15 protein-coding genes are annotated in these 14673 nt (G+C 49.6%); all 15 read right to left on the bottom strand.

The features are described from left to right. Window positions 1–560 precede the first annotated feature (560 nt). The 15 genes from ACUZ79_RS06660 to ACUZ79_RS06590 all read right to left on the bottom strand — a co-directional run bounded on the left by ACUZ79_RS06660 (window position 561) and on the right by ACUZ79_RS06590 (window position 14291). A complete protein-coding gene (locus tag ACUZ79_RS06660; protein ID WP_449251067.1) occupies window positions 561–3191 on the bottom strand; it encodes an AAA family ATPase in 2631 nt (876 codons plus the stop codon). Window positions 3192–3246: 55 nt separating this feature from the next. Then, complete coding sequence (locus ACUZ79_RS06655) at window positions 3247–3426, bottom strand: hypothetical protein (protein ID WP_209817815.1); 180 nt, start codon at window positions 3424–3426, stop codon at window positions 3247–3249. A gap of 551 nt (window positions 3427–3977) precedes the next feature. Then, window positions 3978–4130, bottom strand: coding sequence for a hypothetical protein (locus ACUZ79_RS06650; RefSeq protein ID WP_449251066.1), 153 nt, complete (start codon window positions 4128–4130; stop codon window positions 3978–3980). A gap of 231 nt (window positions 4131–4361) precedes the next feature. Next, the gene (locus tag ACUZ79_RS06645) at window positions 4362–5993 is read right to left on the bottom strand and encodes a cobaltochelatase CobT-related protein (RefSeq protein ID WP_449251065.1); all 1632 of its coding nucleotides are present in this window, start codon (window positions 5991–5993) and stop codon (window positions 4362–4364) included. Window positions 5994–6031: 38 nt separating this feature from the next. Continuing rightward, window positions 6032–6427, bottom strand: a complete 396-nt coding sequence (locus tag ACUZ79_RS06640; protein WP_209817820.1) for a type II toxin-antitoxin system death-on-curing family toxin — start codon at window positions 6425–6427, stop codon at window positions 6032–6034. Further along, the gene (locus ACUZ79_RS06635) at window positions 6424–6660 is read right to left on the bottom strand and encodes a hypothetical protein (RefSeq protein ID WP_449251064.1); all 237 of its coding nucleotides are present in this window, start codon (window positions 6658–6660) and stop codon (window positions 6424–6426) included. Before ACUZ79_RS06635 ends, ACUZ79_RS06640 begins: the two co-directional genes overlap by 4 nt. Before the next feature lie 62 nt (window positions 6661–6722). Beyond that, window positions 6723–7757 (bottom strand): DUF3150 domain-containing protein, encoded by a 1035-nt coding sequence (locus tag ACUZ79_RS06630; RefSeq protein ID WP_449251063.1) that lies wholly within the window; start codon window positions 7755–7757, stop codon window positions 6723–6725. A 9-nt stretch (window positions 7758–7766) separates the two neighbouring features. Then, entirely contained in the window at window positions 7767–8792 is a 1026-nt protein-coding gene (locus ACUZ79_RS06625; protein ID WP_449251062.1) for an AAA family ATPase, read from the bottom strand. A gap of 100 nt (window positions 8793–8892) precedes the next feature. Further along, window positions 8893–9093, bottom strand: a complete 201-nt coding sequence (locus tag ACUZ79_RS06620) for a hypothetical protein (RefSeq protein WP_449251061.1) — start codon at window positions 9091–9093, stop codon at window positions 8893–8895. Between the two features lie 60 nt (window positions 9094–9153). Then, window positions 9154–9450: a type II toxin-antitoxin system RelE family toxin gene (locus tag ACUZ79_RS06615; protein WP_449251060.1), complete on the bottom strand. Its 297-nt coding sequence runs from the start codon at window positions 9448–9450 to the stop codon at window positions 9154–9156. Then, window positions 9440–9685: a type II toxin-antitoxin system Phd/YefM family antitoxin gene (locus tag ACUZ79_RS06610; RefSeq protein ID WP_374282824.1), complete on the bottom strand. Its 246-nt coding sequence runs from the start codon at window positions 9683–9685 to the stop codon at window positions 9440–9442. The genes ACUZ79_RS06615 and ACUZ79_RS06610 overlap by 11 nt, the downstream gene beginning before the upstream one ends. Before the next feature lie 67 nt (window positions 9686–9752). After that, window positions 9753–10115, bottom strand: coding sequence for a hypothetical protein (locus ACUZ79_RS06605; protein ID WP_449251059.1), 363 nt, complete (start codon window positions 10113–10115; stop codon window positions 9753–9755). A gap of 16 nt (window positions 10116–10131) precedes the next feature. Next, window positions 10132–11295: a hypothetical protein gene (locus tag ACUZ79_RS06600; RefSeq protein WP_449251058.1), complete on the bottom strand. Its 1164-nt coding sequence runs from the start codon at window positions 11293–11295 to the stop codon at window positions 10132–10134. A 68-nt stretch (window positions 11296–11363) separates the two neighbouring features. After that, window positions 11364–12065 carry an ERF family protein gene (locus ACUZ79_RS06595; protein WP_449251057.1) on the bottom strand — a complete coding sequence of 234 codons (702 nt, stop codon included), beginning with the start codon at window positions 12063–12065 and terminating at the stop codon, window positions 11364–11366. Window positions 12066–12515: 450 nt separating this feature from the next. Continuing rightward, on the bottom strand, window positions 12516–14291 hold the full coding sequence (locus tag ACUZ79_RS06590; protein WP_297892113.1) for a HAMP domain-containing methyl-accepting chemotaxis protein: 1776 nt from the start codon (window positions 14289–14291) through the stop codon (window positions 12516–12518). Window positions 14292–14673: the final 382 nt, after the last annotated feature.

The raw sequence follows: 14673 nt of genomic DNA, 5'->3' as shown, positions 1-14673 counted from the left end.
GAGCTTTTGGGGCTTGTTAAAAAATGAGTTGGTCCATCAGAAGTGGGTTCACTTCTGTGGACTGTGGCTGCGATGCCTTAAGATCGAAGAGTAGACAAACTTAGCGCAGGAGGTCGACAGGCACAGACATAAAAAAAACCTGCGTGTGCCGCTTGTCTTTAAGGCTTCCATCGGCATAGGGACAGTTGCGAAGCTATCCACAGGCGTTGACCTCGGCAACAGGCCTTTGATCCAATAGGGTGTCCACCCTCCATGGAGTCATAGCTAGGAGCTCATCAATTGATTAAGCTTGCTGAAGGACTACGCCTTTTTGCTCCTACACTGAAAAATGATAGCTAGCTTAACACACTGAAATTGCTTGCTACAATTAAAATCAGGGGCGATTTTTCGTGGCATTTCTAAGGCAAATCTGACAGAACTCAGAGGAACTTGGCATTCAGCTTCGAGCAAATAGTCTGGAAATCCAGCGCAAATCCAACGCAAATCCAACGATTGACATTCCTAATAAGTTCCCCCGAAATACAAAGCAGTATTCCGGGGGAATGCTTGCTGGCGGTAGCCTAGAAGGTGCGCTTGTGAGCGTAGTATGTTGCCTTCCCCTGGCCTTCTCGTGTGATCACACCCATTTCGGTGAGGTTATTCAGAAGAAGGCGGGTTTTGTCAGCGCTAAACCTAGATTTATTTTGTATTTCTCCGCGCTTGGCTGAGCCTGTGTTCAGGATTTCGAGTATTACCCGCTCATCAGGAGAAAGCGCGTGTAAGATGGCTTGCGGTCGTTCGCTGAAGGATTCAGAATCTTGTTTGGTTTTCAATGGCAAAGGCTCATTGGAGTTAGCTGCCTCATTATGGCTATTGGGGAGTATAATTTCTTTTCCATCTGCACCTGTAGTAGCAAGATAGTCCCAATCTGAAGCTCCTAGCTTTAAATGTAGCCAGAAGGTCTTTTTTTCGAGAACCGGTGCAGCTTTGCTTGCATCGAATCGTAACCCCACGGTCAGTCCATCCTGCGCTGCTGCAAATTGAACTCTTTTAGTCCCAAGGTCGTTGTTTAGGATCTCAGTACTACTCACAAGTCCAATAACCGTTCTGGCAAGAGTCGCGAAGATATGGCTGCCACGAATCTTAGTGCTGTGGAGCTTGCCCTCTTCATCTTCTGATTTGTGATGGACAAGTACCACGCACATGCCGTGTTTCTGAAGGGATTTTACCCAGTCAAGCACCACACGAGCCCAATTGCCATGGGCAACAGTATCCCCCATCAAGGCTGTGAGGTTGTCAAGAAATACAAATCGACACTTATGCTTTAGGAGATAATCGGTTAATCCTTCTCTGAATGCTGAATCCGTCAGCGAGAAAGTGCTACAGAATTCCGGAAGATTCGGATCGAACATAGATATGCCGAAAAAACGATGTCCAAGTTCACTAACAAGTTCGTGCTGATCCAAATTGGCACAATATTCGTCATGTGGAGTTTCTGCGTCGATGTAGGCGACATTACCAGCGTCTATTCCAGTACCCGAGAAAAGGGGCCATCTGACATTGCCTTTTATGATAGCTCGGCAGCACGAAAGGGCAACCTGTGTTTTCCCCGCCCCTTTCATTCCTGCGAGCAGAACATAATTTTCAGGGCGCATTGTGTGATAGAGTGAAACATCCTCCAACCTTAAAGCCTTTTCAGGGGAAAACGCTGGATCGGCTTGTGGGAGAGCAAGATTTTGCTCAGCAGAAGCCTCAGGGCTCATAGCCTTTGGCTTTTTGAAAATACCCAAACTCTGGCCCCATTCGATGAACTCCTCATAGGAAATGGCTTGCTTGATTACCTGCTGTATCAGCCACAGTGAGCGCTCCACTTCATCAAGTACCACGATGCAATTCAGCAGTTCGGCTTCAGTTTCGGCGACACTCTCTCCAGGCTTTTTCAAGTCGCCGTTAGGTGGTGTGTGAAGCAGGAATCCAGAGTATACGCGAAAGCTTTTAGCCTGTGCGCCTATAGTGTAATCCTTGTATTGCTTGATCATCTCCATGCATGCTTGGTTCGGGGCGGGAACAAACACCACGTTGTGGCCGTGAAGGTAGCTCCACGGGAGCACGGAGAGGTCGCTTCCAAGGTGCGCCGTGACTATGACCGTATCAGGAGTATATCCACGAGTTGTGTCCAGCATACGTTGAAGGGCAAGCGCGGTTCGCATGTCTTGACAAAAAATGATCGGAGCAAAAGGATACTTATCCATCAGATGCTGGTTAAAGAAATGGGCTGTTGGCTTGTATTTTCCCATGCATAATACACAGCGTCCAACTGTCGCGGGAAGGCAAAAGTCATGCCCATTTAGCCGGTAGCGGAGAATGGCACCAATGACCTGCCCGGCATTGCCATAGATATACGTTTTATCCACCAGTTCCGCACAGGCCACACCTTTAGGGAGTCCTGGCATGTGAAGTACTTCCGGTATGTCTTCTCCTAGTTGTTGAAATGTTCCAAGTGATTCGGCAGTATGTAGATCACTGGAAAGCCGCGTGAGGTTATAAAAATCCATGCCCACAATTTTAGCCAAAGTAGCCAGAGCGTCCATTCTGGGTAGGTTAAATATAGAGCTAAGCAGGCTCAACCAGGAGTATCCTGTAATGCTGCCAAAGTTTATCTTCCAGCACGGCTTGCCATTAGTGTCAACCGAAATATCGATCTGTATGTCTTTGTCCTTGATGAGCGCTATCGCCTTAATATCGTTATCTTCCTCCTCTAAAAACTTACGGGTAGCCTCACGTTCAACTAGAACTTCAAAAATAGCTTCAAGGACAGTTCTATCCTCCATTCCGTTATTATTTGATATGTTAGCGTGACCGATCGCGGCTTCACAAGAATGAAAGACGTTACGCCTTCCGTGTAGGTCAATGTTAACCTTAGATGTGGCTGAATTGTGCGATGAAGGCCACTTGGTGATAAGATGTCGGAAGTCAGATCGTGTCGTATGATTAGTTGTGCCGTGATGGTGATAGTTACATGTTGGGGTGCACGCCCACAGTGGTGGCAATGCAGAACTGGTAGTAACATCCAGCGTTGCATCTTTTACAGGTACAGGAGTATTGCGATGTTTTTCCTGCACTCCTCCAATAGTGGCAGAAGAACATTCGCCGAGGGTAATGTTCATCCCAAATTTTTTTGCAATCTTATCCAACCCAAGATGGTTATTCATGAGTTTCTCCATGTACGGGATTGGCTTTTACCAATCCCGTACCGTTAAGTTGTAGCTAGTTCACTTCAATGGTGATGACAGATATTTTTATTGGCTTACCCCCAAATCCAGCGTTGCCGATAGCTATGAGAGCGGCCTCCAAATTTTTTGTGGAACCGTTCTGGATGACAACAGGTACAACATCATCACAGCTAGAACGAGCAGGCATTTCCTTGTCATTTTGGCCATTATTCATAAGGTCTCCCAGCATGCGCCTGCCGCTCCAAGGATTAGGCAGGGTGAAAATGTATTGAAAAGTCCAGCCAACGTTGTGCCGCTTTACACAACGTGTGCGCAGCCAAAGAAGTGTCGGTTCAAAGCGCCGTTCTCTAAAATCCTCCTTTTGGTTTTCATAGCAGCACAGAGAAAAAGAGAAAAAGGGGGATAAGCTTTTTTGCTTATCCCCCCAGAGCTAATCCGGAACAAATTTAAAAAGAGCACCTCTGCTATCCTATGCTACTGCAAGTTGGTAATGCGCAAAAAATAGAAACATCGTTGCCCATTGCGACCTGAATAAGATTCATATTTTTTCATAAAATTGCACAAAATCAATAAGCGAGATAAAAACGCCCCTGTTTCGCCGTTTTTTCCTTGAAAACATTACAACCCTAAAATACCAACAATTTTTTTGGGTACTTATCAGTGATTTCATCGTTTGAAGACTGAGGTGATCGCGGAAAATTGGACAGACAGGGAAGCGGGAATATCCCCGCTTCCCATAAGGTTTCTGTCTGTAGCCCCCTGCTTCTATCCTCCTTCGGGCAGTTCCAATTTTTCCGGCTCGTCTTCAATCTCTTGGTCAGCTTTCCTGTTATCCAATTCTACGGCCACTGCCGCAGCAGTGAATACGCCGATTATCCCTGCTAGCGCTCCGCCGATAAATACCCATGCCTTACTCATAAGGGCTCCATTTAGTTGTGATATTGCGAAAGATAAGAGCAACCTCCTATCTGCCTAATCATCCATACTGTCTTTGACAATTTGCAAAACAGCTATGGCAACTGCAATCCAACCAGTATAATTCATGAAGCCTCCACTACTTTTAGCAGCGCGGGATGCGCCGTTTTTTGTTAAACACAAAGAAACTGAATAACCCCGTCCGGCACCTAGGGCTAAAATCGAGGGGGACCATCATACCGCACAACCCTTGAGCAATGCAGTCTGCAGCATTGCAAACATTGCTGGCACCAGATCAGGTAAATCGTTGACCACCCTGCTTGTGTGCGGCAGCAGATGCGTGATGTGTTCATCTCGTATGCCAAGACCATAAACTTCAAAGCCAAGTTTTTGCGCCACCCCGATGGCATTGTTTGCAGCCAACTGGTTATCTGGCATGCCATCCGTGATAACCAGAATAATCTTGCGCCGCTCTTTGAGGGGCAACATGGTTTGCAAAACCCACCACACGGCTCCAGCTAGGGGAGTCCCTCCAGAAGCCCGAAGGTCGAACATATCTGGCACTGCCTGCCCGTGCCGCATGATGGGGAATACTGAATTGGTTTCCGTGACTGCGGGAAAAGCTGTTACTGCAGGGTTCACGCCACGGATATGCCTCAGCGCGGTTGCCGCAGCAAAACAGGCCCGATTGGCAAGATTAATCGGTGCGCCAGCCATGCTGCCGCTTACGTCCAGCAGGACATGGACAGCCGTATTGAGGCCCAGTTGCAATGACTCTTTTTGGAAAACACGAGCATTGCCAACCTGCAGACGGTGTAGCGAATTGGCGTGCAGAGCCCCTCTACGCCCGATACTGCAACGCCTTTGTGTTTGTGCCTGCAGAAAACCCTGAAGGCGAGTGCGCAGGGCAATGCTGGTCTGAAGGGCTTGCAGCTTCTGCTCTGCTGGCAAGGGGGCTGCTTGTCGAGTGCCATCTACCGCCACAGTCAGAGCGTCACTGGCAAATTCTACGCTGCTATTGGCAAGCTCAATCGCCATGATTTCGCCGAGTTGCTGGGGTAGATCCTGCGCCTCCGCATGAAATAGAGCTTTAAGTGGTAAAGCACTCAAAGCCCTTAGCGGTTGGACCGTTTCAGCTTGTTGGTCGATTTGTGAAATAGAATCGTTGGTCTTCTTTGTAGGCTGCGGCATGTCGCCTTGATCGTTTTTGTCCGTACACTTGCTGGTTGCCATTGGCTGAGGCGGTTCCCACTGCCGGATGCACTGAGCGATTTGGCGAGAGTATTCGACTGCTACCTTTGTATCCGGGCAATGCATGTAGACCTTGACCAATATGGCATCCAGGGTCTCTTTCAATCCGGGGAAGTGCTGCTCCATAATGCTCGCAGCGTTTTGGCGTGCCGAGTTTACTTCTTCCACATCCCAGGCTCGCACTGTCAACAGCACATAGTCCAAAACAGCAAGGGCCGGGGAATCATCCCCGGCCCTTGGCTGTGCTTGCTCCACAAAGAATCGTCGTATCAACCAGTTCAGATTTCTCCGGCAGCCAGGAAAAATGCCTGACAGCTTCTTTTCAACACGCCAGTCCTCAAGGCAATTTAGCAGGTTGAAGGTTACAGGATCTAGATTGGCGGCTTGTAGCACGCTAAAATCAGTGTGCCGGATATGACCGGATTCATGATCCACAAACGACCTCGCCAGAGCCAATAATTCCGGTTCACAATCAATGGGCAATGATGGCAGATGGATAACGTTACCGTTGGTGCAGGCCTCCTTGCCGCCAATACGTACCTGCACCCCATAGCGGTCGCCAAGGATGGACGCCAGCAGGGGCAGACAGTTGAGAACGTCTTTTGTTCGAATCATGGTACCCCACAATAAGAAAGCCCGACATCTCTGCCGGGCTACTGTTTGGGTTTGTTTTGTATTTCTACAAGCGTTCGCAAATCGTTTGCCATCGTTCGAAACCGGTCAGTCGGTGGCAGCTGAAGCCAGAGAATGATGAGCATGAACAATTTGTTAGAATCAGCTATTATGCGTTGGCCGTTTATACGCAAGAAGACTGAGCAGGCTGCGAAAGCTGTTCGTTTGTTCCCATCCATAAAAGGGTGGTTAATCAGCAGGCTTTCCATGAGCGCACACGCTTCTTCAACAATATCAGAATAGTACCCGCTCTGTGGACGATATGCCGCAGATTCCAGGCCTCCCATATCCCGAATGCCCGCCATGCCACCATATTTCTCGATAAGGATGGCGTGCATGCCTAGAATGTCGGCAACGGTCAGATAGTCCCGATTCATTTTGCCAGTTCTCTATAAAGGGCATCATGTTCGATCATGCTGACTTCAAGGGCATCGAGAACATGCCTACGCGCTGCAGGGCCTCTACGGTTTTCAATGTATGCACGAACAGCATCTTCCAGAACTGCCTGAATCTGACGGCCATCTTGCTGGGCAACAATTTTTAGGCCTTCGTAGAGATCGGGTTCCATCTGGCTGGCAAACTTGACCCGTTTGGTTGATACCTGTGTCATAGGCAGCTCCTTTTTAACAACGCTAGTTTGGGCAGTGCACGTCGTCAAGAAATTTCTTGATTCTACCACAGACCCAGGCTTGGGATCGCAGGATGCGACAACGATCTGTCAACTGCAGGGATGTCGGGCAGAATGGGCTCGTCATCATCTCCATCAACCACACCCTCTATCTGCATCGCGTTGTCATCCTGTACTGGCATAGTGCATGGTACGGCGAGCAGCGCATCCAGTACAAAGGCCGGGCCGTAGCCCTCAATAACTTTTTGGGCGTGGCCCACAAGAGCCGTACTGTCCTTGAGCAGGCAGACCAGCCCCTGCAACAGCAGCAGGTCTGTGCCGGTGATGTTCCCTTTCTTGGGCATACGCAGCAGTGCAGCCTGCACGATGTCAGCCACCGGGGCCACATGCGGCTCTACGAAAGATAAACCCGTGAGCTTGGCATGCAGGGTACGTAGCGGAGAGAGCGCCTTGTGGGTTACCTCCGTCTTGCCGTGATAAACCCTGCGCCATATATCGTCGGCAGACTTGGCCACCTCATCAAACAGGGTACCGCCGAGGCCCTGCACCTCTTCCGCCAGCCCGGCTTCCAGCACAGCGGTGTTGTCTGTGTGCTTCTCAAGCGGGGCGACCTTATACAGCTGCCAGCAAAAATCCATACGGGCGCGTACATAGTCAGGCCCTACGAGGGAGTTTCGAATAATTTCGCCCCACTGATGGTGCTTCTCAATCCATGCCTGCACATTTTGGTCGTAGCCAGCCAGAAAAGCTTCCTTTTCTTTCTGGAATTCGGTGCGGATGTTGAGCAGCTCCTGCACGATTTCGCCGGCTTTTTCTTCAGGGATAGCCCAGCCAGACATGAACCGTACGCCGTGACGGTCAAGGTAGTTGAAGGCGCGTGCCTTGAGCGTGCCGAACACCTTGAGGTTTTCCGGGTCGGCAATGCGCTTTGAGCCCAGAGAAGCCAGATCTTCAGGGGGTAGCTCTGCACCACCCAGGTCTTCCTGACACATTTTGCGACGGGCAGACCACAAGCTGACGTTAAGGTTGAGAGCTAACAAATTGTCCAAAATGCGGATGTCAGAAACAAGCTGTGTCATTATAGCCTCCTATATTGCGCTGTTGGTATATGTCGCGTTGGGACCTTCAGCCTCGACCTGCTGTGGGAACATGCGCTGAGCCAGTTCATGCAACATGGCGCGGGTTTCACGGCTTGCACGGTAGGCCAGCGCCCGGTCGAGGGCGTAGGTGATAGGCTGTACGCCTTGATGGGCCAGAGGCTGAAAGCGTACGGTCAGATCTCCCCAGCGCAGCAAACTGCGCGTGGAGAATGTTACTTCAATGGTATTGGTCAGATTGTTGGTAGAGGACTCGCCCATGAACAGTTTGCGAACCTCATTGGCATAATCCACCATGGTGGCGCACAACGATTCGGGCAGCGAAGGGAAGCGCCGGGCAAGAAGGCTTTTTTCCACATCGGCAGATGGGTAGCCCACTTCGCAGATAGTGAAGCGATCCAACCATGCAAGGTTCTGCCGCTGGGTGCCCTGGTAGAGGCCGGTGTCATCACCACCGCCATTGGTATTAGCCGTGGCAACCAGACGGAACATGGGGTGAGGCACAATCAATTCCCCGCCGTTTTCCGCTATGCACAAGGGGGATCCGTCCAACACGCTGTTCAAGCCTGCCGCAATTTCAGGTGATGTCAGGTCAATCTCATTCAGCAGCAAAAGTGCGCCGCAGCGCATGGCAAGCGCAAGAGGGCCGTATTCAAAGATCATGTTGCCGTTTTTGACCGTCAGATGGCCAACCAGGTCGGCAAACTCCAGCCGTCCGTGCCCGGTAACCTCAAAGACGGGATAGTTAAGCCTAGCTGCCAGCTGCTTGATGCAGCTAGTCTTCCCACAACCACAAGGGCCGAAGACGTACAGTGGTTCCTGTGGGTTGAGAAACCAAACCACAACATCGCGGCTGGACTCATGGAAAATATAGTCGTGGTCAATGGCCGGGGTGTAGGCCGAAGGAACGGCGTAGCCCCTGACTGTGGTGCCAGAAGGGTTGCCGCTGAAAACCTGCCCGGCATCAAGGTCGCTGGGTTTCAGGTTACTAAGTCCTTCGATCAAATTTGTATTCATAATTGCTGCTCCTTAGATACAGAAAAAGCCCGGCTCCTTTTAAGGGAACCGGGCTCTTCGAAATATGGTATCAGTCTGGCTAGGATGGTTTTTTGTGTAACTATAGGGAATTGTCTGGCAGGTGAACTTCTGCGCCCTCAGACACCGAGACGGTTTCCGTATGACCATCAGGGTAACGCAGGGTGTATTGCCCTTGTTCATCCAGATAGTTCAACGGAATGCCTTTTTTAAGCTCAAATTCAAGAATAACATGCTGATTTTCAATGGCAGTTGCAACCAGCTCTTCAAGGGCAAGTGGCATAATGTCTCCGTTGCACTGCTGACAATTTGCCTATCAGGAAAGAGTGTTCTCCTTATGACACTATTCGTCAGAGGGCATACGTCGTAGGGCTTGTCGATATGCCTCAAGGCGTTCACGCTTGCCAATGGAGATGACCGTTACAAAGAGAATGTCATCATTCACCTTGTACACCAGGCGATACCCAATGGAGCGCAATTTGATCTTGTAGCAATCACGCATGTCTGACAGAGCAGATGAAGGAACTCTCGGCTGCTGTAAACGTTCTACCAGTTTCTTTTTAAACTGTTCTCTGATGCTGGCATCCAGCTTTTTCCATTCTTTCAGTGCTAGCTCATGAAACTGCAGACTATAGCTCATCAAGCGTTACCTTGACAAAGGGGCCATCCTCGCGCTTTTCAACAATTTTTCTGTCTTCAAGATCTTCGAGAATTCCGAGGATTTCTTCGTAGTGCTTTGCGGACAACAGGTAGGCCTCTGGCTTGTTATGGTTCAAAACTGCCACCGGCGCATCCTTGGCAGTTGCCAGGACATTCGCAAAGTTCCGTTTGAGTTCTGTGACGCTAACGGTGATATTGGAGTGTATGGAATCCATGAAATCCTCCAAGTTGGATAAATTCGATATCTTTTATCGCATCAAATTTGGCATCAGTCAATAAGGATCAGTCCGCTGCAATTTCCCGGGTAATTCGCACCCGCTGCGGATTGCACCAATAACTACCGCGAGTTTCAATGTCGTCATAATCTTCGCCAAGACGGATGAACAGGAAGTCTTCGTGGGGCAAGTTGTCCATGAGCTTGCCAACAAAAGCGATTTCATCAAATTCATCGTACCACTTTTCCCCCTCCCACAGAAAGACAACGGAGCCTGAGCCTTCATCGATTTTGTTGGGTTCGCCACCTATGAGCATCTTGATTGCTGCAAAGTTGTCGGGATTGTTCTTTTCTGCCTCTGCAAGAGCTGTTTTTAACTGATCCATGCCATTTTTTGTCAGGCACAGGGCCACGTCAGAATAATATCCCATGTAGATCTCCCGAAGTTCAGTTTATGGGCGAAATGCTCAATTTTTCGAAAGGTGAGCCCGTACGCTCACAGCGGGCCAGTAAGGTATCTACGTCGATGCCTCCCAAGCGCTCAGCGTTAAAAATCTCGGTCAACTCCTCCCGCAGGGCATCTTTGTCCAAAGTGGTGCGCCCTGCCGCCACGGACATGCGGAAGCGGTAGTTCCCCGTGTCGACCCAATCCCGTGTGCCAGCCTGGCGGTGAACCAGCTTGAGAACCGTTTCCATCTCTTTGATTTCCTTTTCTAAGGCAGTGCGCTGCTCCTTGAGGGCAGCCAGCTTTCCCAGAGCTGGTTCCCATTGGGGCATTTGCACTCCCTGTGGAAATTTTGGGCAGTCGCCGTTGTATTCGCAGTACGAGCACAAAGGATAAAAGCCCTGAGCGCAATCCACCTGTGCCAGGGTTATGCTCCCTGATCGAAATGCTCCAAGCTCGCCCCACAGCCGCGCAGCATGATCAAGGGCCGTATTGAGCATGGCCTGATTGAAGCCATAGGGGCCGAACGCTTTAACCTCTTTCATGGAAAGGCACAGCAACCATGCCTCCATACTTGCCTCGGTAGTAGTTGCGGGCAGATGAAGACCAAGTTGAGCACGACAAAGTTGGGGGAAGGTCATTTTGTCATGCAGAAGCGTACCGTCCCCAGCACGAAGGCTGAAGACGGGATTGCTCCATGCTTTTGTCAGAAGACCGATTTGCCCGTGCAGTTGCAGCAGGTGGGAATCGTGCGGGGTGCCGGGCAGCTTGTCGGTGCTTTTCACTTCCAGAATCCGTATGGCATTAACTGGCGCACCCCAGACCAGCACAAAATCAAGATGAGCCTTGATAGGTATGCCTTGATGCTGCCAGTTGATCTCAAGCTGGGGCAGTACATGGAGGCCAAGTGATACCAGAGCTTGCCCAACCCCAGATTCGAACCAGTGCCCGCGCTGCAACGTAAGCAGGCGTTCCAGGCTATTTGTGGTGGGCAGCACCTTTCTGGCCAACGCCGCCCGTGGGCATTCCCAGTGCTGGCCGATGTCGCTCATACCAATGTAGCTGGAACGGTCGCCCAGATGGGTAAGCGTGTCTTTGTGGGCAACGGCTTGCAGGCCCTGCCTGATTAGTGCCTTCAATCCTTCTGTGCGGTCTATCTGCTCCATGGTTTAGTCTCCATAAAAGCGAAAAGGCCGCCATCAGGCAGCCCTCTCACTCGGTATTTTTATTTTTGCTATGCGGCATCAACATACTTCCACCACAATTTTCTCTGCGGGTTCCAGCGGAAGCCCGAACCGGTCAGTAATTCCTTTTTGGCCTGCGTGTTGCCGGTGGCAATGATGCAAGGACGTCCGTCCTGGGCTGTAACTTGCTGGTAGGTGACACCTTCTAGCGACGGGAGATTTTCAAGGCTTGCTGGCGGTCGATTTGAGGGCGCTGAATGTCCGGTTGCAGTAGATGGGCCGCGTTGACGCGCTTTTTGTAATTCAGGGGGGATTACGGGCAATTTAGGCCGTACAGGCGATTTTTTGCCATTTTTAGCCCCTTCGCCATCGTCATCTTCAGTTACCATGCCCAACATGGCGGTTAGAGCGTAGCGGCGAGCATATGTAATTGCCGATCCCATGCCCTGCGGGTCGGCTTTGGGCAAAGGAACAACAGCAAGGGAACTTTGCCACTGACCAGACTCTGCATGCGTCAACTTGGTAACCAGCCCTATGGAGTTGGGCTGCTCCACAGGCACGGGGTACTGGCACAGCCAGATGCCATTTTCGATTAGCGCATCACGGCAGGCGTCCATGACGCTGTTGAGGCTGGCGTACCAGCTTTTGGTGAATGGGTTCTCAGCATCTTTTGTAACAGGTTGCACGGTTCGCTGCACGTTGAGCAGGGCCTTTGCTAAATCGGTAATGTTTTCTGATTGGTATTGGTTCATATGACCATCCTCCTTCGATAGCAAAATGATATAGCCCCGTCCGGCTTGTGGCCGAACAGGGCTATTGGTGAGTTTAGAAGCACAAATCTAGTCTATTCAAAAGAATAATGTATCTATAAAAATTTTTGAGATGCAAATTTATTATTGCATTCCAGCCACAACAATATTTCAAGATGAAGCTGCCTATTGCTTGCAAGATACATTTAAGCTTACCAAAGCAATACTAAAATGCCAGTTGGACATTTTTGATCAGATTGGTTCGATTTTGGCCGAGCTTCAGGAACAGGCCAGACTGGAGGCAGAGGAAGATGGGAATGAGGGTGAGGAGAATTGATTATTTGTGGAATAACTGGGGGTTGAGGTTCATTTGGGATGAAGGAACTAGTATAGGTAAAGAAGAAGACCGCCCATTTCTGAGCGGCCTTATGAAGAGAACGAGGATTGAGAGGGTTATCCATTCTTCATTTCAACAATGAGCCGCTGTAAGGCCTGGGACTGCTGCGCAAGCTCAGCTACAGCACTGGATGCCTGTTCCATTGCCTGAGCAGTTTCAACGGAAATAGTAGCAACCTGTTCCACAGAATGGTTAATTTCTTCGCTGGCAGCGGATTGTTGTTCACTAGCGGTTGCAATCGATTGCACCTGATCATTTACCATGTGAACAAACTCCAGAATCTGCTTGAGCGATTCGCCGGACTGGACTGAGAGCTTTGCAGCTTCTTCAATCGACACACCGGCCTGTTCCACGTTGTGGATATTTTTGCGCGTACCCTCCTGAATTCCTGTGATGGCTTGTCCCACTTCCTGGGTAGCTATCATGGTCTTTTCCGCAAGTTTGCGCACTTCATCGGCAACAACTGCAAATCCACGTCCAGCATCGCCAGCACGAGCAGCTTCAATGGCAGCGTTCAGAGCAAGCAAATTGGTCTGATCAGCAATATCAGCAATCACACCCATGATTTGCCCGATACCTTCAGCTTGCTTACCAAGGACATCCATATCTTCCTTGATCGCGATGGACTGAGCGTGAACAGCTTCAATGCTCTTAACAGCGTCAGTAACAATTTTAGAGCCTTCCTGGGCCTGCTGGCGAGCCTGATGAGAAACATCCGCAGCCTGTTGGGCATTACGCGCAACTTCCAGAACGGTTGCATTCATTTCTTCCATGGCGGTGGCGGTTTCGCGCACACGGCCCGACTGCTCATCTGCACCACGGCTGGACTGCTCGATCTGTGCTGAGAGTTCTTCCGATGCGGAGGATACCACCTGAACAACGCCCTCGAGTTGCTGCGCTGCCTGAAGCATCCCTTCTGCCTTGGCGCGTTCAGCTTGCTCCTTAGCGGCTTGAGCTTCCTGAGTGGCGACAAGAGCCTTTTCCGACTCCTCGGCGGCAATTCGTGTCTTTTCGTTCGCTTCTTCAATCTTCTCATTAAGATTCTTGACCATCACCCGCAGGCTGTCCGCCACTTGCCCGATTTCATCCTTCTGCAAAACGTCGAGCTTTTCATCGAGTTTACCGGAGGCCACTGCATCCGAGAAAATGACTACCTTGCCGAGTGGCCTGGAAATGGAAAGCGTAAGCAGGATACCAAGGATGAACGCAATGACTGGTGTAATTAAGGCGACGACCACCATATTGCGGATATTTGATCTAACTGTAGCATCCGCGCTCACTACTTCCTGGTCCGAGCTTGACTTGTTTTGCTGTATAATCTTGCTTAACGTGTTAAATTGTATTCTGTTAATTTCAAGCCCTTCGACAGCCGTTTCTAAAGCAACATCGTACTTCGCTTTGTCACTTGTTTCTCCCTCCCATTCCTTGATCAAGTTGAAACATTTTGTATTGATTGCAGTTGCTTTTTCATTATAGTCTTTAAATTCTTTCCACAAAGAGTCTATTTCCGTAGAACGCGGCAGGGATTCAAACTTCTCAAAACCTTCGCGATACAACTTTCGTGCAGTTTCAATGTTAGCATACTGCCCTCGACGCTCTTCTGGAGAAAGATCTGGTATCAGAAGAGTTCTTTGCGCAACAATCACGTTTCGCATATTGAATCGCACTTGCGCAAGAGTCTCTATGCTATCAAGGTATATTTTTGATATGTTATCCAGTGACTGCTTCGTATCGTGAAGCCCATTATAACCAAATCCACCAACAACTCCGGCCAGCGCAGCTACAACAACAAAGGCTGCTATTAACCGAAAACCAATCTTTATGTTTCCCATATCAAGTGTCCTTATAAATTTGGTTTTGAGTTGCCTTCCCCATAACTTCATGGGAAACCTTTGTTGGAGTACAACATTAGTACAAACACCCCTCTCGTTGCAAGCTTAGTTTGTGATTTTTAAATAGCCTATTGGCAAATTTTGAATGCCACTTTGCTCGTCTTAATAATATTTGTCGCTCCGGCAAAACAGGGGACCAGACCGAGCTTCATCTTGAAATATCAATGATGCTGGAATACAATCATCGGTAAGTTCATCATTTATCGGCACAATATTATTATTCTGGTCCATCATAAATCTCCATAAATCGCGGTTTCAAGTTCAAAGTGCAACACCCAGTACTTGGGTATTGGCGTCCTCCCAAGCAACCGAAGACAACCAC

This window comes from Desulfovibrio faecalis (assembly GCF_053570625.1).
The sequence above is the reverse complement of the archived record's forward strand: the minus strand, read 5'-3'. Positions and strand labels throughout refer to the sequence as shown.

Excerpts from the sequence above, each read along its gene's own strand:
- ACUZ79_RS06620 (WP_449251061.1), bottom strand. The coding sequence starts at position 9,093 with ATGCCACTTGCCCTTGAAGAGCTGGTTGCAACTGCCATTGAAAATCAG.
- ACUZ79_RS06590 (WP_297892113.1), bottom strand. The coding sequence starts at position 14,291 with ATGGGAAACATAAAGATTGGTTTTCGGTTAATAGCAGCCTTTGTTGTT.
- ACUZ79_RS06650 (WP_449251066.1), bottom strand. The coding sequence starts at position 4,130 with ATGAGTAAGGCATGGGTATTTATCGGCGGAGCGCTAGCAGGGATAATC.
- ACUZ79_RS06655 (WP_209817815.1), bottom strand. The coding sequence starts at position 3,426 with ATGAATAATGGCCAAAATGACAAGGAAATGCCTGCTCGTTCTAGCTGT.
- ACUZ79_RS06615 (WP_449251060.1), bottom strand. The coding sequence starts at position 9,450 with ATGAGCTATAGTCTGCAGTTTCATGAGCTAGCACTGAAAGAATGGAAA.
- ACUZ79_RS06595 (WP_449251057.1), bottom strand. The coding sequence starts at position 12,065 with ATGAACCAATACCAATCAGAAAACATTACCGATTTAGCAAAGGCCCTG.
- ACUZ79_RS06640 (WP_209817820.1), bottom strand. The coding sequence starts at position 6,427 with ATGAATCGGGACTATCTGACCGTTGCCGACATTCTAGGCATGCACGCC.
- ACUZ79_RS06600 (WP_449251058.1), bottom strand. The coding sequence starts at position 11,295 with ATGGAGCAGATAGACCGCACAGAAGGATTGAAGGCACTAATCAGGCAG.
- ACUZ79_RS06645 (WP_449251065.1), bottom strand. The coding sequence starts at position 5,993 with ATGATTCGAACAAAAGACGTTCTCAACTGTCTGCCCCTGCTGGCGTCC.
- ACUZ79_RS06625 (WP_449251062.1), bottom strand. The coding sequence starts at position 8,792 with ATGAATACAAATTTGATCGAAGGACTTAGTAACCTGAAACCCAGCGAC.
- ACUZ79_RS06630 (WP_449251063.1), bottom strand. The coding sequence starts at position 7,757 with ATGACACAGCTTGTTTCTGACATCCGCATTTTGGACAATTTGTTAGCT.
- ACUZ79_RS06635 (WP_449251064.1), bottom strand. The coding sequence starts at position 6,660 with ATGACACAGGTATCAACCAAACGGGTCAAGTTTGCCAGCCAGATGGAA.
- ACUZ79_RS06660 (WP_449251067.1), bottom strand. The coding sequence starts at position 3,191 with ATGAATAACCATCTTGGGTTGGATAAGATTGCAAAAAAATTTGGGATG.
- ACUZ79_RS06605 (WP_449251059.1), bottom strand. The coding sequence starts at position 10,115 with ATGGGATATTATTCTGACGTGGCCCTGTGCCTGACAAAAAATGGCATG.
- ACUZ79_RS06610 (WP_374282824.1), bottom strand. The coding sequence starts at position 9,685 with ATGGATTCCATACACTCCAATATCACCGTTAGCGTCACAGAACTCAAA.